The following is a 19,632-nucleotide window of genomic DNA, read 5'->3' as shown; positions in this document are numbered from 1 at the left end:
ACCGGGTGCGCAGTGGGAACATGGTTGGGTGTCAAATTCGCCGAAACTCGCAGAACTGAAGGTCACCTCGCCCGCTCTCACCGCGGACGAGATCGATGCTGCTGCCGAGCGAATTGCGCACATTATCGACGCGACACCCCTGCAGCTCAGTGATCGACTGTCGGCGCTGACCGGCGCTCGGGTGTACCTCAAGCGTGAAGATCTTCAGGTGGTCCGCTCCTACAAGCTGCGCGGCGCCTACAACCTGATCATGCAGTTGAACGACGCCGAGCGCGCCGCGGGTGTGGTCACGGCCAGCGCCGGCAACCATGCGCAGGGTGTGGCGTTCGCGTGCCGGGCGATGGAGATCCGCGGGCGCATCTACGTTCCGGCCAACACGCCCAAGCAGAAGCGCGACCGGATCATGGTCCACGGCGGTGGCTTCGTCGAACTGATCCCGACGGGGGAGACCTACGACGCCGCCGCGGCCGCCGCGGCCGCCGACGTCGAGCGGACGGGCGCCACCATGGTGCCGCCGTTCGACGACGCCCGCACCGCGGCGGGCCAGGGCACCATCGCGGCGGAGATCCTCGAGCAGCTGGGTCAGGCGCCGGACAGCGTGATTGTCCCGGTCGGCGGCGGCGGTTGCATCGCCGGCATCGCCACGTACCTGCACGAGCGCGCGCCGCAGACCACGATCGTTGGTGTCGAGCCGGTGGGGGCGGCGTCGATGACGGCGGCCCTCGTCGCCGGTGGCCCGGTGACGCTGCCCGAGGTCGACCCGTTCGTCGACGGTGCCGCGGTCAAGCGGGTCGGCGACCTGCCCTACGCGGTGGTCTCCGAGCTCGGCGCGAGCGTCGTCTCGCACGCGTCGCTGCCGTTGGTGGCGGGCACCCGCACGGGGCACGGCTCGGAGAAGTTCGCGATGACCCAGGTCGACGAGGGCGCGATCTGCACCGCGATGCTGGAGCTGTACCAGAACGAGGGCATCATCGCCGAGCCTGCCGGTGCGTTGTCGGTGACCGCGCTCGGTCATCTCGATGTCGAGCCGGGGAGCACCGTGGTGTGCCTGATCTCGGGTGGCAACAACGACGTGTCCCGGTACGGCGAGATCCTCGAGCGCTCGCTTGTCCACCTCGGTCTCAAGCACTACTTCCTGGTGGACTTCCCGCAGGAGCCGGGTGCGCTGCGTCGATTCCTCGACGAGGTGCTCGGGCCGGACGACGACATCACCCTGTTCGAGTACGTCAAGCGCAACAACCGGGAGACGGGTGCCGCGCTGGTCGGCGTCGAGCTCGGTTCGGCGGACGGGTTGACCGACCTGCTCGACCGGATGCGTGCCTCGCGCCTCCAGGTGGAACAGCTCGAGCCCGGGTCCCCGGCGTACCGCTACCTCACGTAGCGGAGTCGTCCTCCGCCGCCGCGGTGGGGCCGAGCAGTCGGTTCACCACCCGGCGGTGGAGTTCCGGGTCGGGCTCGGGTAGGCCGAGCAGGGCGGCGAGGTAGATGCCGTCGCCGACCAGGCGCACGATCTCGGCCTGGACCGGATCGTCGATCTCGGCGAGCAGCCCGTCGTCCCACGATCGCATGACGTCCGCGACGGCCTGCTGCACCTCGTCGTGCTGCCCGTCGGCACTGCGCATCGCGGCGAGCATCGAACGGTACAGCGCCATCTCGTCCGCCGAGTCGGCGCCGGGGTACTGCAGGTAGATCTCGGACACGGTCCGCCCGCCGGCGACGGCGTCGGCGAGCTGTTGGTCGGACCGGTCGCCGAGACGGCGGACCATCGACGCGAGCAGCGCTTCCTTGCTGGGGAAGTGGTAGAGCAGACCGCCCTTGGAGACGCCTGCCGCGGTGGCGACCGCCTCGAGCGTCACGTGGGCGACGCCGACGTCGTGCAGCAGGCGTTCGAGGGCGTCGAGGATGCGATCGCGTGTGTCGGAGGCCATGAAAATCACTGTACCGGCTGGACGGTGAACTGCTACCCTGGGTTGGGCACTGTACCGGCTGGACGGTTCACCTTCTGGTCGGTTTTCGTTCATCGAAGAAGTTTCGTGGGAGTAGAGATGTCTCTGGGTACGGTGCGGGATCCGCACGACGTTCGGGCCGGCCGGAAGGACTGGCTCGGGCTGGTCGTGCTCGCCTTCGCGGTCCTTCTCATCTCTGTCGACGCGACAGTGCTGGACCTGGCGCTGCCGTTCATCAGTGAGGACTTGGCGCCGAGCAGCACGCAGCTGCTGTGGATCATCGACGTCTATTCGTTCGTACTCGCCGGCCTGCTGGTCACGATGGGCACGCTCGGCGACCGGATCGGGCGCCGGAAGCTGCTTCTCATCGGTGCGGCCGGGTTCGGCCTGGCGTCGTTGATCGCCGCATGGTCGGCCAGCCCCGAGATGCTGATCGCCGCCCGTGTCCTGCAGGGCGTCTCGGGTGCAACGCTGATGCCTGCGACACTGGGCCTGATCCGGACCATGTTCGTCAACCCGCGTCAGCGCACCACCGCGATCGGCGTGTGGGGCGCGATGGCCGGCGGCGGCGCCGCGGCCGGACCGCTGGTCGGCGGCTGGCTGCTCGAGCACTACTGGTGGGGTTCGGTGTTCCTCATCAACATTCCGGTGATGATCGCGCTCATCGCCCTCGGCCCGCTGGTGATTCCGGAGTCGAAGAACCCGGAGCCGGGGCGCTTCGACCTCGCCAGCGCCGGATTGTCGATCGTGGCAATGATCCCGATGGTCTACGCGGTCAAGGAGTCCGTCGTGCACGGCCCGTCGTGGATTCTCACCGGAGTCGGTCTCGTCGGCGCCCTCGCCGGTTGGGTGTTCATCCGCAGGCAGCGGTCCATCGCCGACCCGATGATCGATCTGTCGTTGTTTGCGCGGCCGGCGTTCTCGACGGCGGTCGTGACGAACCTGCTGTCGATCTTCGCGCTCGCCGGCGTGCTGTTCTTCGGATCGCAGTACCTGCAGCTGGTGCTCGGCTACAGCCCACTGGAGGCGGGTCTGCTGATGCTGCCCGGCACGCTCGTCAGCGCGGCCGCGTCGCTCGCGGCGGCATGGCTCGTGCGTCGCTGGGAGCCCAGTCGGGTACTGAGCGTCGGACTCGTGATCGCCGCCCTCGGTGCGGCGGTGATGATCGCGCTGGGGCCGGACAGTGGGCCGGAGGCGTTCGTCGTCGGATTCATCCTGGCCGGCGCCGGAGTCGGCGTGGCGTTGACGCTCACCTCCGACCTGGTGGTCAGCGCGGTCGAGCCGGAACGTGCGGGTGCCGCGTCGGCGGTCTCCGAGACCGCGTACGAACTGGGAGTGGCGCTGGGTGTCGCCGTGCTCGGCAGTGTGGTGCTCGCGATCTTCCGTCGCGGCCTGGACGTCTCGGCGCTGGACGCGGATCAGGCGCACATCGCGCAGGGCACGCTCGGGGGCGCGGTGGAGGTGTCGAAGTCGATGCCGGTGGAGCAGGCGGCCGCGTTAGTCGACTCGGCCCAAGCGGCCTTCGTCGACGGCATGCACATCGCTGCCGGAGCAACCGCGGTCATCCTGATCGCGACCGCGATCCTGGTGGCGCGGATGCTGCGCCGGCGTTGACCTGTGGTTGACGTGTAACGGCTCGAGCGGCCGGTCCGATCTGCAGATCGGACCGGCCGCTTTCGTGTCCGAGTGGCAACGCCTCGGATGCCGTGTGCCGCAACTGCTATGCCCAGTGCCCGGTAGGGGGCTGTCCGGCTCGGGACTTTTGGTTCAACTTTCAACGGGTGAAACTGAGGGTGATTTGCCGCCTCACCTCCGGCCTTCGATATGCGTTTTGCACTTCAGTACAATCTATCGAATCATGTTGTTGAACAGGGTATTTCATTCGAATTCCCCATCCGTTCGGGGGTGAGGCGCGTCGATTCGGGTGGTGCGGGCTGTATCGACGTTTGTGTTTGTATGTCCGGCGTCGGGGTGATTTTCCATTCATCATCCATTTCGCCGTGGCCAGGTCTGGCCGGGCGTTCATAAGAAGGGCCTCAAATGGGGGGGTTAGGCGGCGCCCTGCGTAAGGGCGTCATTCGAACTGTGGTCATGGCGATGTTCGCCGGCGTGGCCACAGTGTCGACCGTAACGGTCGGCGCAGGGACCGCAGCAGCGGCGGAAAACCTGAGATGTGATGTGCTGTATTCAGTCGACAACGGTTCGAGTGTCGCGAAGCGGATCGACCCGAACACCGGGGCCGTCACCGACGCGTTTCCGGTTGAGCCGAGCGGCAAGGGCTACCGGCATAACCAGCTCGGTATTGGTCCCAGCGGGACCTACGCGATCTACACATCCTCGGAAGATGATGGCGATAACCGGAGGATCTACGAGTACGACGCCGCGTCCGGCAAGACGACCAGCGAGTCGGACAAGGCCAAGGTCAAGAACACACACGGTGCGATCAACCCCGCGAACGGCCTGTACTACTACGGCGGCAAGGACGATGGCGCCGATTCGTTCACGTTCGGGGCGTACGACCCTGCCAACAACGCGTCCCTCGGTGTCGTCCTCAAGGTGAAGTTCGACAAGAAGACTACGGTCCCGGGCGGCAACGGCGACATGGCTTTCGACGCACAGGGCAACCTGTTCATCGTCGCGGCCGGGGACAATAACGGCCGCATCTATTCGGTCCAGGGGCCGATGCCGACGTCTTCCGAGAAGACTCTGACGGGCAAGGCGATCACGGATGAATCGACGGCCTTCAAGAAGAGCAATTCGATTGCTTTCGGGCCGAACGGCTACCTGTTCGTCGGTGGCGGCGGAAGCCTCCTCAAGGTCGATCCGGGTACGGGCAACGCAGTCCCTGCCAACCTGACCAGTTCGTCCATGACCGATATGGGTTCCTGCAATGATCCGAACACGATCGAGTTGCGCAAGAACCTGCCCGACGGTCGCGTCGGGAAGGACGATCAGTTCGGCCTTGAGATCTCCGGTGGTGGCCTGAGCGAGGGCAACACGGCGACCACGACGGGCACCAAGACGGGGATCCAGGACCAGGCTGCCGGCCCGGTCCTCGGACTTGCGGGCAAGACCTACACCCTCACGGAGACCGCCCAGGGCGGCGCAAGCCTCGACAACTACGTCACCACGTGGGAGTGCGTCGACGCCAAGACCCAGACGAAGAAGTCCGGTGAAGGCACGACCATCACCGTAGAGATTCCGGCTGGTCAGAGCGGCAAGAGCACCAGTTGCACGTTCACCAACGCGGCGAAGAAGCCCGGCCTGGAGTTGGTGAAGTCGGCGTCGCCGAACACGGCTGCAGACTTCGTCGTCGGCAAGACCGTCACTTACAGCTTCAAGATGACGAACACCGGCGCCGTGACTCTCAAGGACGTCAAGCCGGTCGAGAAGACGTTCACCGGCAAGGCGGACATGTCGGGCTTCACCTGTCCCGATGGTGCTAAGTCGTTGGCGCCCAAGGCATCTGTGACGTGCACCGCGACGTACGTCCTCCAGCAGGAGGACATCGACCGCGGCAAGCTCGACAACACCGCGACCGCGACCGGAACCGATCCGGGTGGCAAGCCGGTCAACTCGAACGAGTCGAGCGTCCCTCTCGTCGGCGGTCCGGCCACTCCCGGCATCACGCTCGACAAGATCGCGTCGCCGAAGGAAGCCGAGGCCTACAAGCTCGGCCAGACCATCAAGTACACCTTCAAGATCAGCAACACCGGCAACGTGACGTTGAACGATCTGAAGGTCAACGAGGGTGATTTCACCGGCAATGGCAAGCTGTCGGCCGTCGACTGCCCGGTGAAGTCCGTGGCCCCTGGCGGCACGGTGACGTGCACCGCGGAGTACACGCTGACCCAGGCGGACATCGACAGCGGGCGCATCGAGAACACCGCGACCGCGACGGGCAAGCCTCCGACGGGTGAACCGATCACGTCCCCGCCGGACACGGAGACGCTCGAGGGCAATCCCGCGAAGTCGCTGTCCATCGTGAAGGACGCATCGCCGTCGACGACCGAGTCCTACAAGGTCGGCCAGGAGATCGACTACACCTTCAAGATCACCAACACCGGTGAAGTGACGCTCACGGACGTGCATCCGAACGAGACCAAGTTCACGGGTGACGGCGACATGTCGGCGTTCGATTGCCCAGCGGGCGCGAAGTCGCTGGCACCGGGCGAGTCGACGACCTGCACGGCGAAGTACACGCTGACGCAGGCCGACATCGATGCCGGCAAGCTGGAGAACACCGCGACCGCGACGGGGACGCCTCCGTCGGGTGAGCCGGTCACGTCGAAGCCGTCGGACAAGACGCTGTCGGGCGAGCCGAAGGCGGCGATCAGCCTGGAGAAGACCGCCACGCCGACCGAGGCGGACAAGTTCGCGGTGGGTGAGACCGTCACCTACAGCTTCACGATGACCAACACCGGCAATGTGACGCTGACGGACGTGCATCCGAACGAGGTCGCCTTCTCGGGTGACAAGACGAAACTGAGTGACTTCGTCTGCCCGGATGCGTCGAAGCCTTTGGCACCCAACGCGTCTACGGTGTGCACCGCCACGTATGAGCTGACCCAGTCCGACGTCGATCGGGGCACTCTCGATAACACCGCCACCGCGACCGGTACCCCGCCGTCGGGTGGGGACGTGACCTCGGAACCCGATGACGTGAACCTGTCGGGCAACCAGAAGCCTGCCCTCGAGATCGTGAAGACCGCGTCGCCCAAGGGTGTCGAGGACTTCAAGGTCGGCCAGGAGATCACGTACACGTTCGACATCACCAACACGGGTAACCAGACGCTGTCGAACGTGAAGGTGGCCGAGGGCGCGTTCTCGGGCTCGGGAAAGATCACCGACCTGTCCTGCCCGGAAGAGGCGAAGTCGATGGCGCCCGGCGCGAAGGTGACGTGCTCGGCGAAGTACACGATCACGCAGGACGATGTCAACGCCGGCAAGCTCGACAACGTCGCGATCGCCACGGGTACGCCTCCGGGCACCGAGACTCCGATCGAGTCGCCCCAGGACGAGGAGAACCTGGCAGGGGATCCGAAGTCGGGGTTGACGCTCGAGAAGACCGCGGAGCCGCGCGAGAACGTCCAGGTGGGTGACACCGTCACCTACAAGTTCGCGATCACGAACACCGGTGATCAGACCCTCACCGAGGTGAAGGTCAAGGAGAACGAGTTCTCCGGCACCGGAACGCTGTCGGACATCACGTGCCCGGACAACTCGCTGGATCCCGGCGAGTCGGTGACCTGCGAGGCCACCTACACGTTCACGGATGAGGACATGAAGGCCGGCTCGATCGACAACGTCGCCACGGCAACCGGCACCCCGCCGTCGAAGGCTCCGATCGAATCGAATCCGTCGGACGCGACGGTCACCGCTGGGGAACAGCCCGGCGGAACGGGTTCGCTCGGCTCGCTGGGCCTCGGTTCGCTCGGCTCCCTCGGGGCGGGTTCCCTCGGCAGCGGTTCGCTGGCGGCGGGCTCTCTGGCGGCAGGTTCGCTCGCGGCCGGATCTCTCGCAGCGGGTTCGCTGGAGAACTCCGGCTCGCAGGAGAACGCGGGTTCGGCCGGCTCGTCGGGTTCTGCTGGTTCGCAGGAGAACTCGGGTTCGGCCGGATCGGGTTCCGGTAACCCCGGTACTCCCGGTGGTAACCCCGGTACGCCCGGTGGCAATCCCGGTACTCCCGCCAACCCCGGTACGCCCGGTGACCCGGGTACTCCCGGCAACGCGGGCAACTCCGGGAACGGGAATGCCGGAAATGGTGGAGCCGCCGGCAACTCCGACACCGAGAAGGGTGCGCTGATCGATTCGGGTCTGGGCGCCGACGGTGACGGCGGTCTGAACACGGGCCTCGTCGCCGGTGGACTGGCGCTGCTGGTCGCTGCGGCTGGTGTCCTGTTCATGGCACTGCGCAGGCGCAAGGCTGCGGAAGGTGACGTCACAGATCTGTGATGACCGCTGATGATTGACCGGGTGGCCCGAGACGAGAACCGTCTCGGGCCACCCGCGTTCACGTCGGGGGTGATGGAGAGGGTTGTGAAGCGTGGGGAAGCATGCGGCCAAGCGTGGGTCGGGTCGGAGCGGGACGATTCTGCTGGTAGTCATGGCGTTGGTGCTGCTCGCGGGTGGTGGTCTTCTGGTCTTCCGTGGCCTGCAACCGGAGTCGGCGTCCGCGGCGCCGGTGCCCGAGTCGACGTTCGACTTGTCGCCGGACGGAGTCCACGACCCCGTTGCTGGGCCGGCGCCCGTGATCGGCGACGGCGGGAAGGCGCGTAAGCCGGGTCCGGCGGCGGCGAATCCAGCGGACCGGCCGCAGATTCCGTTCGGTCCGTTGCCGGACGACAGCGTGGTGGTTCCGGCGATCGGGGTGGAGACGGCGCTCGATCCGTTGGGGTTGGCGGCGGACGGGAGTTTGTTGCTGCCTCGGGATGTGAGTGCGGTGACGTACTGGACCGGGTCGGCGCCGATCGAGGCGCCGGATGGCGGGATTCTGGTGGCCGGTCATGTGGACAACGCGAATCAGGGTGAGGGTGCGTTGTATTGGATGCACACGTTGTATCCGGGTGATGCTGTGTATCTGACGAAGGACGGGGTGGTCACCCGGTGGAAGGTGACGCGGATGGAGCGGTTCGTCAAGCAGGTGTTGCCGGAGTGGGTGTTCCAGGGTGCTGGTGGTCCGCGTGAGTTGCATATCGTGACGTGTGGTGGGGAGATCGTGAAGGATGCGCAGGGGCGCGGGACGTATCTGGAGAACGTGGTGGTGACCGCCGTCCCGTTCTGATCCGGTAGTGGTCGCCGCGAGGTTCCCCCAGAACGGTGGACGCGGGGTTGTGCAACACCGACCCGATCCGGGACGATCGCGGTGAATTACTGCTCAATGAAGGTATACCGGTAGTAGTACTCGTGCGTGAACTGATCCCGACGATCCCGTGTTCGGCCATGATCTTCGGCGACCCGTACACTCCACCCGAGGCTCGGTGACATTCGGCGATCTTGACCGCCAACTCTGCCCGCCGCTTCATCCGAAGAATCAATCCTGTTGCTGCAGAACGCGTGCAGTATTCGTAGTGTCCGGAGGGCGATGCCTCGAGCAGGTCAGTCATCCGGGCCTCTACTCGGCGACCTGCTTGCGCAACCGCAGCAACTCGGCGCACTCGGCACCGTCGAGGGGTTGATCACCCTGGGCGGCGGCCGCCTCGATCCGGCGGCGATCGTCCGGCCCGAATCGATCACCCGATGGGATGCTTCGACCTTGCGCTCGGTCTTGAACGACTTTGTGGGTACGTGACCCGTGAACATCGCTTCCCGCGAGATCCTCACCAGCTCGTCCCGCCATCGCATCAGATCCCTTGCGGGACAGTGGTGTACATCACTCACACGCGGTGGAGTGTGCGCCGACACTGCAGTCCGCAGCCACCCCGCCGTCGCGAAAGCGGGCGCCTCCGCCAAACGAATGACCAACGGAGTTGGACGGGCGACCAGTAGATGAGGGTGATTCCGGGGGTGAAGTTTCCGCTCGGCCGCGACTGCTCCATGGTTCGCTCCGCTCTCGCTGGGTAGCGACTCAATCACCCTGTAGCGCAACAGGTTTCGCTACGTACCGGCGCTCGTCTGTGGTCCGAAGGCCCGGAATCAAACGTTGGTTCGGCTCAGCGCGTGTGTCCCCCGATCGTATATATGGATAGTTGTCCAACTTGTGCCGTTCAGTGGAAGGGGTCGAATGGCAAGCCTTGTGGCCGCGTCACGCGCGGCCCGAAGACTGCTCGCCGGTCGCAGCGTCGACATCCGAACTTGCGCGCACTTTGGTGGCGCCGCCCGGGGGTAGTTGCAAGTCGTTCCCGGTCCTCGGGTAGGCCGCTGGAGTGGGGCAGGGCCGATCTGAGAATCCCGTGTGCCAGGTCGGCAGCCTCCGGCAGGTCGATAGAAAATTTGTGTGTGTAACGAAAGGTATAACCCATGCGTAACCGTTCCTTCCTTCGCCGTGCCGGAGAGGGGGTGGTGTCTCGGTGGACGGCGCTGGGGTTGATGTTCATGGCCCTGACCCTGGTCTTGACGTCGTTCTCGCTCGCCCCGGTTGCCTCGGCGGACCCAAGCGAGACCGCGACCACCACTCCGGCCACCTCGACGACGAAGGCGCCGCCCGCGTCCACGCCGGAGTCGTCCACGTCTGAGTCGACCGCGACCACGACGAAGGCTCCTGCAACCACGACGACGGCGCCCGCATCGGAGTCGCCCGCGACCACGACGAAGGCGCCGTCCGCGTCCACGTCGAAGTCGCCCGCGAGCACGACCAGCGTGGCCCCGACGACGGCGAAGCGAAGCGCGGCGGTCACCCCGCGCGGACTCAATCCCAAGATCGATGTACAGATCACCGACGTCCAGGTCGAGGGGAAGAACGGCCAGCAGATCACGGTCGGCGACTCCGTCACTGTGAAGGGCACCTGGGACGCGAGCAAGGCGGACCCGCAGTCGGGCGACGAGTTCACGATCAAGTTCCCTGCCGAATTGAAGCTCGGGACCAACCCCGCGTTCGTCCTCGAGGGCGACGACGGGACGGCCTGGGGCACCTGCAATCTGGTGGCCGCCACCAATGTCATGACCTGTGTGCTCACCGACGCCGTGACGGATCGCCCCGAAGAAGTGTTCGGCGACTTCGAGGTCTTCACGAAGGCGGTCGAGTACACCACGTCCGAGACGATCGACTTCGAGATCAACGAGAAGGTCGTGCCGGTCGATCTGCCCGGCGAGGGCGGCATCAGCGATGGCCGCGTGATCGGCGAGGCCACGAAGTCCGGCAAGCTCCAGGACAACAAACAGTCTGTGCGTTGGACCATTGACATCCCCGGCGCCGACCTGGCCGCTCTGGACACAGCTGGCAACGGTTCGGTGACCCTGAGCGACACGCTCTCGAGCAACATGAAGCTGTGCGAGGACGCAGTGCTCAACGCGAAGTTGCTGTCCGGTCGCCCGGGCGATCTCAAGAACGTCCCCGGCGGCGTCGCCGTCACCCAGCCTGGCGGCGCGGGTGCGGTCGGCATCACGATCACTAACGGCGCACCCTTCGAGAAGGGCAAGCTCTACCGCGTCGAGTACACCTCGTGCACGACCAGCGGCGAGGTGGATCTCCCCGGGGAGGACGGCCTGCAAGCCGTCTACGACAACTCCGTGAGGATCGGCGGCACGACGGTGAGCGCGCCCGGTGTCGGGCAGGACTGGCGTCCGAAGACTGGGCCAGAGAAGTCCGGCAATCTCCTGCATGGTGAGCGGTACAAGGCGGCCGAGTGGACCATCACGGTCCCGGGCAGCTTCATCGAAACCAGCCCCGGCAAGGTAGTCACCATTGCGGACACTCTCGGTGGCAATCATGCCGTCTGTGAGGAGGGCCTTGGGCTCAAGGTTTGGCGCGCCGACCGTCTGCCCGGGCCGGACGGCTCAGGGCCCAAACGCACCGACGTCACCGGCGAGTTCGACATCGTTTCCACCGCCGCGGCTGGTGCCAAAGACATCTCCGTGACGATCACGCCGAAGGACGCCGGCAAGGTCGACCCGAAGCAGTACTACTACGTGACGTACCGGACCTGCCTCACCGAGGACAAAGTGCCGGACTCCGGAGATGTGTTCACCAACACGGCGACCGTCAACGGCACGCCGGTCAAGGGTTCGGTGAAGGGTCCCGACTTCAACGGCAAGAAGAACGGCAAGATCAACACCGATCCGCGGGAGGTCGCCGGCGAGAAGCAGTCGGCCGGCACCACCATGGACTGGCACGTGGAAATCCCCGGACGCCATCTCGAGGGCCGCAACGATCCCGCGGTCATCACCGACACGTTCTCCGAGACCATGACGGTGTGTGAGGTCAGCGGTGATCTCAAGAAGAACCTCAATCTGAAGGTCATCGCGAAGGACTTCCTCGGCCACAGCGGAGTCAACGCGGAGCGTGACCTGACTGCCGGCACCACGGTCACACGTACCGCCGACGGGATCGATTTCACCCTCCCGAAGGAGGCGAATGACTACAGCCGTGAGACGCGGTACTACATCGACTACACCCTCTGCACCACGAGCGGCGGACTGGACCAGCGCGGCACGGAGTACAGCAACACGCTCGCCTACGAAGGCGGCCCGAATCTTTCGCACGGCGTCAAGCAGGAATGGGGCGGTGGCGGCACCGGCCAAGGTGTGGCGCGAGGCTCGTTCTCGCTGCTGAAGCAGATCGATTCCTCCTCCGAGAAGTTCCCGGAGGGCACCGAGTTCACCGTGAAGGTCGAGGAGTTCGCCCCCGGGAAGAACCCGGAGATGGACAAGCCGTCGGCGACCTACAACGTCAAGGTGAAGGCTGACGGCACGCCGGTCAGTGGCTTCTACCCCCGCGGCACCGGCTGGCAGATCCGCCTGTCCGAGATCGACCTGCCCACGGTCGACGGCGTCTACTTCGAGCAGGGGACGTTTCGCCCGGCAGATGGCGTGACGCTCAACGCGGACCGCACCCAGGCGCTGGTGACCATCACGCCGAAGAGCAACGTCGAGGTCAAGCTGGTCAACAAGGCCGTCCTGGGCTCGGCGAAGATCACCAAGACCGTCATCGGTGAGGCGCTCGGCGCACTCACCGGCAACGAGGCCTTCGTCGTCAATGCGGAGATCGACCTCGGTGACGGTTCCGGTAACGAGATCCGCCCCTTCACGCTGACGCACGGCGGGGTCTTCGATCTGAAGAACCTGCCCATCGGAGCGAAGGTCACCTTCACCGAGGTTCAGCCGACGGACACCGACCGTGTGACGTGGTCGGCGCCCGTCATCGAACCGAAGACGCTCATCATCGGCACCGATGCGGCAGCGAACACGGTCTCCGTCACCAACGAGGCGAAGATCACGCAGGGCACCTTCGAGCTGAGCAAGAAGCTCACGGGTCCGGAGGCGTTCAACAAGGAGGTGCCGAAGACCTTCGACGTGGTCGCCACATGGACCGACGCGAACAACGTTCCGCAGTCCAAGACGCTGACGCTCCCGTCCGACGGCACCGCGGTTCCGTTCGGTGAGAACCTGCCCGGCGGCACCAAGATCACGCTGACCGAGACGGTTCCGGCCAACGGCAATGGTCTCGCCTATGGCGTGCCCGCATACACAGGGGATGTCACGATCGGTGAGTCCGGCGTGGTGACCATCGGCAAGGACCTGCGCAAGGTCGAGGTCGTCAACTTCGTCGACAAGAACGACGGCACCCTGCGCATCCTCAAGCAGGTTGAGGGCGAGGCCGCCGGCGAGATCGGCGACGACGTGGAGTTCACGGTCGAGGCCAGCTGGAAGGACGGTGTCAACTACGCCAAGGAGACGCTGACCGTCAAGAAGGGCGTGGCCACGCCGCTGAACGCCAAGCTTCCCGTCGGCACCGAGGTGACCTTCACCGAGGTTGGCCGCCCGGATGTTGCCGGCGTCGAGTGGGGCACGATCCAGTGGGGCACCGACCCCAACGGTGAGTCCTGGCTCAAGGACAACGGCAATGGCTCGGTGACGGGCATCGTGTCCGACGATCCCACCGAGGGGCGTCTGATCACGCTGACGAACGAGGCCCTGTGGGCCTTCGGCTCGGTCGAGTTCACGAAGTACATCCTCGACGGCGACGACCCCATCCCCGCCACCGAAGCTGACCTGCCCTCAGGCGCGGAGTTCCAGGTTCGGATCGACGGCATCGATCCGGCGCTCCCCGCGGGCACCGATTTCCCGGCAGTGGGCGAGACCATCACCCTCAACGCAGGAAACGGCTTCAGCTGGAAGTCCGGCGACGTGCTGCCGCGGAACACCATGGTCACCTTCTCCGAGGTCGATCCCAACCCCCTGCCCGGCATCGCTTGGGCGCGGCCGTATTACTGGGTGGCTGAGGACGCCGGCGACGCGGACTACCGCAACACCGTCGCAATCGTGCCCGGAGACGAGGCGAAGGTGGAGATCCACAACCGCCCGATCCCGACCACGGATGTGGATATCGAGAAGATCGTGACCGGCCCCAAGGGCAACCAGGTCACGAAGGACCCGTCTACGACGTTCCAGGTCACGGCGACATGGACGGACGTCGACGACGAGGCGCGTACCTGCATCCTCGCCGTCAAGCCGGGCGCATCGGTCACCCCGACCGCCCAGTGCGACGCCGCCGTCATCGACGGCCGGGTCCAGTTCCCGCTCGACACCGAGATCACCTTCGTCGAGACCGGCGCCCACACTGACGTGACCAACGTCAAGTGGGGCGACGTGGTGTGGGGCGTCAACGAGGGAAGTGCGGACGTCGTCACGATCGACGGCAAGCCGACCGGAGTCTCCGTCACCCTCGCCGGTGACGCGGAGGGATCGGTGGTGCTGGGACTCGAGAACAAGACCAGCAGCAACGGGCTGATCATCATTCCGCTCCCCATCCCGATCCTGCCGTGGGACGGATCGCTGATCCCGCCGGGATCTGGCTCCGAGTGGCCGACCCCTCCGGTCTCCAACCAGCCGGGCGGACCTGGTTCGCCGGAGCAGCCGTCCAAGCCGGGCGACTCCGGACACAACGGTGCTCCGGGTAAGCCGGCTCCGACCCAGCCGGACCAGTCGCCGTCCCTGCCCGTGACGGGTGCGAACGTCATCTGGCTCGCCGGTGTGGGGCTGGCGTTGATCGTCGGCGGCGCATGGCTGACCCTGCGCAACCGCAGGCGGGTGTCCGGCGAGGGATAACCCCCAGCCGGCACACGGTAGCGGGGCGGGTGCGACCTACACCTGGTCGCACCCGCCCCGCTCCGCCACACCGATCGAATACCACGCACCAGCCGAACATCTGTCTCGCGGCCGTCCACTCGGCCGCCCTTCGAAGGAGAATTCTCGTGCTCTTCCTCCCGTTCCCGATTGTCATCGGCGACATCCAGACCACCGGTTCCGCCGCGATCGACGGGCTCGGTCGCCTGTCCGTGCTTCTCTATGATCTTCTCGGCGGCACCGGAAGCGTCATGATCAACGCGGGCAGCTAGGTCAACACATCTGTGGAAGGGGCCCCGGTCCGTGAGTGACAGCAAGGTTCCGGGCCCGCATCGGCCGCGGCCGGGCGCAGGGCAGATTCTCGGCGAACTGCTCCTCACGGCCGGGGTCCTCGTCCTGCTTTTCGTCATCTATGAGGCGTTCTGGACCAATATCGTCTCGGGGCGGCTGCAGGACGATGTCAACGCCCACCTGGAGCAGTCCTGGGGCAACGACTCCGGGGCGGCCGGTGATGAGCCGGTTGCCCCGCTGCCCCCGGCGCTCGGCGAGGGGTTCGCGCGGGTGCACCTCCCCGCCCTCGACACCGTGTACGCCGTCGTCGAGGGCACCCGCAACGAGGACCTGCGGGCCGGCCCCGGCCACTACCCCGAGACGCAGATGCCCGGCGAGGCAGGAAACTTCGCGCTCGCCGGGCATCGCATCGGTACCGGTGCGGTGTTCCAGCACCTGGATCGGCTCGAGTCGTGCGATGCCGTCGTCGTGGAGACCGAGTTCCAATGGATGACCTACCGGCTGCTCCCACTCGAGGCGGCCTCGCCCGAAAGGCGTGCGGCGGCGGAAGCCTGTCTGAGCCCCGAGCAGACCGATCGCGTCTCGGACGGCGACTACGCCCACGTCCTGGGGCGGCACATCACCGTGCCCACCGACGTCGAGGTCGTCAACCCGCTGCCCGGCGCCGCTTGGGTGGAGGCAGCCCCCGGGCTGGAAAGCATGCTGACGCTGACCACGTGCCATCCGCTGTTCTCGAACACCGAGCGCATGATCGTGCATGCCATGCTCGTCGAAACAATCCCCAAGTCCTCGGGCCACGGTCCCGCGGCGTTGCAGGAGCGATGAATGTACGGCTACCTCTGGCACGCACTCCCCGGCCCCCGGCCGGTGAAGGCGCTACTCCTGATCGTCCTCGTTGTCGCGCTCGTGCTGCTGCTCATGGAAGTGGTATTTCCCTGGGTGTCCGAGCACATGCCCTACTCGGACGTCACCGTATAGGCTGCGCCGTCCTGTTCCGGGCTATCCGATCCGGCCGGCGTCGAGAACCGCGAACGAGTGCCCGGGCAGAACGATCGCCGACGCCGTCTCGTCCACCGTCGGCTCCTCCCACCACAGGAGGGGAATCCCGCCGATGGGCACGGTCACCGGGTCGGTGCCCAGATTGCAGGCGATCCGCAGGTCGCCGCGAATGAGTGCGAGCCAGCGTTCGTTCTCGTCGTATTCGACCTTGAGGTGCTCGAGCCACGGGTCGGTCAGATCGGCGCGGCTGTGCCGCAACGCGATCAGTTCCCGATAGCACTCGAGCAACCGTGCGTGCGCCGCGATCGCCGTCTCGCCCCAATCGAGTTTCGATCGCTGGAACGTTCGAGGATCCTGCGGATCCGGGATGTCGGCGCTGTCCCAGCCGTGTTCCGCGAACTCGCGGCGGCGACCCTCCGCGGTCGCCTTCGCGAGTTCGGGTTCGGGGTGAGACGTGAAGTACTGGAAGGGTGTTCGCGCACCCCATTCCTCGCCCATGAACAGCATCGGTGTGTACGGGGAGCACAGGACCAGGGCGGCCTTGATCGCGAGTTGACCCGCGGTGAGGTACGAACCGGGTCGGTCGCCCGTGGCGCGGTTGCCGATCTGGTCGTGGGTGCAGGTGTACGCGAGCAGGGCGTCGGCGGGAATCCTGCGGATGTCGATGGGGCGGCCGTGGTTGCGGCCCCGGAACGTCGAGAAGGTGCCGGCGTGGAAGTAGCCGTGCGTGAGCGTGTGCGACAACGCCTGCAGGGAGCCGAAATCGCCATAGTATCCCTGCCTCTCGCCGGACACTGCGGCATGGATGGCGTGGTGGACGTCGTCGTCCCACTGCGCGTCGAGGCCGTAGCCACCGGCGGCCCGAGCCGAGATGATCTTGGGGTCGTTGAGGTCGCTCTCCGCGATCAGGGTCAGTGGCCGTCGCAGGTGCGCCGACAGTCGGTGCACCTCCACCGCGAGATCCTCGAGCAGGTGCACGGCGGTGTTGTCGACGAGCGCGTGGACGGCGTCGAGGCGCAGCGCATCGATGTGGAAGTCGCGGAACCAGCTCAGCGCGTTCTCGATGATGTAGCGACGCACCTCGTGGCTGTGCGGGCCGCACAGGTTCACCTCGCGACCCCACGAGTTGGCGCCGTCCGCGAGATACGGGCCGAACCGGTCCAGGTAGTTGCCGGACGGGCCGAAGTGGTTGTAGACGACGTCGAGGATCACCGCCAGTCCGCGCCGATGGCAGGCGTCGACGAAGCGCTGCAAGCCGTCCGGGCCGCCGTAGCCCTCGTGCACCGCGTACCAGAGCACGCCGTCGTAGCCCCAGTTGTGGGTGCCGTTGAAGGCGGCGACCGGCATCAGTTCGACGAATCCGACGCCGAGATCGACGAGGTGATCGAGCCGGGCGATCGCGGCGTCGAACGTGCCCTCCGCCGTGAAGGTGCCGACGTGCAGTTCGTAGACGACGCTGCCCGCCAGTTGGCGGCCCGTCCACGCCGAGTCGGTCCAGCCTGCGGGATCGAGCCGATGCAGTTGCGACGGCAGGTGGACCCCGTCCGGCTGCCGTCGCGAGCGTGGATCGGGCAGCACCGGCGGCGTGCCGTCGAGCACGAATCCGTACCGCGCGCCCGGTTCGGCGGCGACGTCGGCGCGCCACCAGCCGTCGGGGGAGCGGGTCATCTCGTGCGCGTACCCGTCGACCTCGACGCGCACCGAACTCGGAAGGGGGGCCCAGACCTCGAAGGTGTGCACGTGATCAGAATGCACCGATCACGTGCACACCGCAGCCGTCCGGGGGTGGCGTCAGCGAATCAGCGTGCCGAGATCGACCGGCAGCTGGATGCCGGTGACGTGCCGGGCCTCGTCGGACGCCAGCCATGCGACGGCGTTGGCGATGTCCTCGGGCTGGCTGATCTGGTCCGGCAGGCTGCCCATGAAGATCGGGGCCAGGGTGGTGCTGTACTCCTGGACGAGCGCGTGCATGTCGTTGACCTGCATGCCGGTCTCGACACCGTTGGGATGGACGGTGTTGACGCGGATGTTGTGTGCGCCCAGTTCCACCGCGAGGGTCTTCGCGAGTCCGGTGACGCCGTGCTTGCTGGCGACGTAGTGCCCGAGGAACGGCAGGCCGCGCAGGCCGGCGACCGAACTCGTGATGACGATGGAGCCGCCCTCGCCCTGCTCGATGAGGTGCGGGATCGCGGCCTTGACGGTGTAGAAGACGCCGGTGAGGTTGACGTCGAGGGTCTCCTGCCACTGCTCGGGGGTGATCTCCCACGACATGGCGCCCGAGCAGATGCCGGCGTTCGCGACCACGACGTCGAGGCGACCGAGGGTGCCGATGCCGTCGGCGAGGGCGGCCGCGAGCGCGTCGAAGTCCCGGACATCGGTCTTGGTGGCGACGATCTTGCGGCCCAGACCTTCGACGAGGGCGACGGTCTCGGCGAGATCGGCCTCGGTCGCGCCGTCGTAGGCGGTGGAGTCGAAATCCGCGCACGCGTCGAGCGCAATGATGTCGGCACCCTCGGACGCGAGCCGGACCGCCTCGGCGCGACCCTGGCCGCGGGCGGCTCCGGTGATGAAAGCGACCTTGCCGACGAAACGGTTCGCGCTCATGGGTATGTCCTCCAGTCCTTGACGGTCATGTGACCTGGACCATATTCGGCCGACGGGGTGCGCGGACGTGCATTCTCGGTGACCGGGAGCACAATCGACGGTAGACCGAGGAGGTGCCGCCGTGAATCAACCTCGAGGCGTCGGAGTGACCGCGGTGTTCGTCGCAGCGGCCCGCGCGATGGAGAGCGGTCGCGCCGACAGATTGTTCGACGACCCGTGGGCCGGTGAATTCGTCAGAGCATCCGGCTGGAATCCGCCGACCGATCAGATGGACGACGGCAGCCGCGAGGAGCTGACGACGTGGGTCGCGGTGCGGACGAAGTTCCTCGACGACTTCGTGTTGGACGCCGTTGCGGCGGGCTGTCGGCAGCTCGTCCTCCTCGGCGCCGGCCTGGACACGCGCGCTTTCCGGCTGCCCTGGCCGCAGCCGGTGACCGTCTACGAACTCGATACCGCCGAGATGGTGCAGTTCAAGGACGCCGTCCTGGACGGTGTCTCGTCCGCGCAGGCGGCCCGCGTCACGGTGCCGATCGACCTGCGCGACGACTGGCCCGCGGCCCTGCGCGGAGCCGGGTTCGGTCCCGACGTCCCCACAGCCTGGATCCTCGAGGGTCTGCTGGCGTATCTACCCGAGGACGGCGTGGACGCCCTGATGCGGCACGTGGGGGAGTTGTCGGGAGCGGGAAGTGCGATCGGCGCCACCATAACCAACGTCGACTTCACGGCGGCGATGGACGACGCACCGCTGTTCCGGGGTAGCCCCCTCAGTCGGCGCGACTGGCTCGCCCTGTTGCACTCGAACGGTCCCGCGGATCCGGAGGCCTGGTTCGACTCGTACGGTTGGCGTGCCACCGCTGTGATCGTCGACGACCTCGCGCGGCGGTACGGGCGTGTGCTGCCCGAACACTCGGTGCTGAAGCAGTTGCGGCCGGGAAACCGGTGGTTGGTGTCGGCCGTGAGGAAGTGAGATCGCGGGGCGGACGGCAGCGGTCGCATCGAAAAATGCTCGCCGGTGCCGCTACCGGTGATGGGGTGGACGCGGTTGTGCGGACGCGTTCGCAGTCTTGTT

General features: G+C 66.5%; 13 protein-coding genes. 9 read left to right on the top strand and 4 right to left on the bottom strand.

Features of this window, described 5'->3' with window-relative positions:
• The first annotated feature begins 28 nt into the window (after nt 1-28).
• Nucleotides 29-1,381 (top strand): threonine ammonia-lyase IlvA, encoded by a 1,353-nt coding sequence (gene ilvA / locus HUN07_RS15935; protein WP_174910934.1) that lies wholly within the window; start codon nt 29-31, stop codon nt 1,379-1,381.
• Here the strand turns inward: ilvA and HUN07_RS15930 are convergent.
• Entirely contained in the window at nt 1,374-1,928 is a 555-nt protein-coding gene (locus HUN07_RS15930) for a TetR/AcrR family transcriptional regulator (RefSeq protein WP_114719322.1), read from the bottom strand. The two genes, ilvA and HUN07_RS15930, sit on opposite strands and share 8 nt — an antisense overlap.
• A gap of 117 nt (nt 1,929-2,045) precedes the next feature.
• On the opposite strand from HUN07_RS15930, the gene HUN07_RS15925 reads away from it, so the two are divergent.
• From HUN07_RS15925 to HUN07_RS15915, 3 genes are all read left to right on the top strand, one after another.
• On the top strand, nt 2,046-3,560 hold the full coding sequence (locus HUN07_RS15925; RefSeq protein ID WP_174910931.1) for an MFS transporter: 1,515 nt from the start codon (nt 2,046-2,048) through the stop codon (nt 3,558-3,560).
• 564 nt (nt 3,561-4,124) lie between these two features.
• Nucleotides 4,125-7,901, top strand: coding sequence for a DUF11 domain-containing protein (locus HUN07_RS15920; RefSeq protein WP_254622545.1), 3,777 nt, complete (start codon nt 4,125-4,127; stop codon nt 7,899-7,901).
• Between the two features lie 91 nt (nt 7,902-7,992).
• The gene (locus HUN07_RS15915) at nt 7,993-8,730 is read left to right on the top strand and encodes a class F sortase (protein WP_254622544.1); all 738 of its coding nucleotides are present in this window, start codon (nt 7,993-7,995) and stop codon (nt 8,728-8,730) included.
• Nucleotides 8,731-9,652: 922 nt separating this feature from the next.
• Here the strand turns inward: HUN07_RS15915 and HUN07_RS27055 are convergent.
• A complete protein-coding gene (locus HUN07_RS27055; protein WP_254622543.1) occupies nt 9,653-10,282 on the bottom strand; it encodes a hypothetical protein in 630 nt (209 codons plus the stop codon).
• Here HUN07_RS27055 and HUN07_RS15910 point away from each other — a divergent pair.
• The 4 genes from HUN07_RS15910 to HUN07_RS15895 all read left to right on the top strand — a co-directional run bounded on the left by HUN07_RS15910 (nt 10,245) and on the right by HUN07_RS15895 (nt 15,938).
• Nucleotides 10,245-14,651 (top strand): DUF5979 domain-containing protein, encoded by a 4,407-nt coding sequence (locus HUN07_RS15910; RefSeq protein ID WP_254622542.1) that lies wholly within the window; start codon nt 10,245-10,247, stop codon nt 14,649-14,651. The genes HUN07_RS27055 and HUN07_RS15910 overlap by 38 nt on opposite strands.
• A 146-nt stretch (nt 14,652-14,797) precedes the next feature.
• Nucleotides 14,798-14,941, top strand: coding sequence for a hypothetical protein (locus HUN07_RS15905; protein WP_174910925.1), 144 nt, complete (start codon nt 14,798-14,800; stop codon nt 14,939-14,941).
• A gap of 31 nt (nt 14,942-14,972) precedes the next feature.
• Nucleotides 14,973-15,785 (top strand): class E sortase, encoded by an 813-nt coding sequence (locus HUN07_RS15900; RefSeq protein WP_174910922.1) that lies wholly within the window; start codon nt 14,973-14,975, stop codon nt 15,783-15,785.
• Complete coding sequence (locus tag HUN07_RS15895; RefSeq protein WP_174910919.1) at nt 15,786-15,938, top strand: hypothetical protein; 153 nt, start codon at nt 15,786-15,788, stop codon at nt 15,936-15,938.
• A gap of 21 nt (nt 15,939-15,959) precedes the next feature.
• Here the strand turns inward: HUN07_RS15895 and treZ are convergent, their stop codons facing one another.
• Nucleotides 15,960-17,699, bottom strand: a complete 1,740-nt coding sequence (treZ, locus tag HUN07_RS15890) for a malto-oligosyltrehalose trehalohydrolase (protein WP_174910916.1) — start codon at nt 17,697-17,699, stop codon at nt 15,960-15,962.
• Nucleotides 17,700-17,750: 51 nt separating this feature from the next.
• Entirely contained in the window at nt 17,751-18,563 is an 813-nt protein-coding gene (locus HUN07_RS15885) for a mycofactocin-coupled SDR family oxidoreductase (RefSeq protein ID WP_174910913.1), read from the bottom strand.
• 121 nt (nt 18,564-18,684) lie between these two features.
• On the opposite strand from HUN07_RS15885, the gene HUN07_RS15880 reads away from it, so the two are divergent.
• Nucleotides 18,685-19,530, top strand: coding sequence for an SAM-dependent methyltransferase (locus tag HUN07_RS15880; protein ID WP_174910910.1), 846 nt, complete (start codon nt 18,685-18,687; stop codon nt 19,528-19,530).
• Nucleotides 19,531-19,632: the final 102 nt, after the last annotated feature.

This window comes from Rhodococcus sp. W8901, from assembly GCF_013348805.1.
Classification (GTDB): Bacteria; Actinomycetota; Actinomycetes; order Mycobacteriales; family Mycobacteriaceae; genus Prescottella.
The sequence above is the reverse complement of the archived record's forward strand: the minus strand, read 5'-3'. Positions and strand labels throughout refer to the sequence as shown.

Coding starts and splice junctions, on each gene's coding strand:
- HUN07_RS15930 (WP_114719322.1), bottom strand. CDS start 1,928: ATGGCCTCCGACACACGCGATCGCATCCTCGACGCCCTCGAACGCCTG.
- HUN07_RS15925 (WP_174910931.1), top strand. CDS start 2,046: ATGTCTCTGGGTACGGTGCGGGATCCGCACGACGTTCGGGCCGGCCGG.
- HUN07_RS15895 (WP_174910919.1), top strand. CDS start 15,786: ATGTACGGCTACCTCTGGCACGCACTCCCCGGCCCCCGGCCGGTGAAG.
- HUN07_RS15885 (WP_174910913.1), bottom strand. CDS start 18,563: ATGAGCGCGAACCGTTTCGTCGGCAAGGTCGCTTTCATCACCGGAGCC.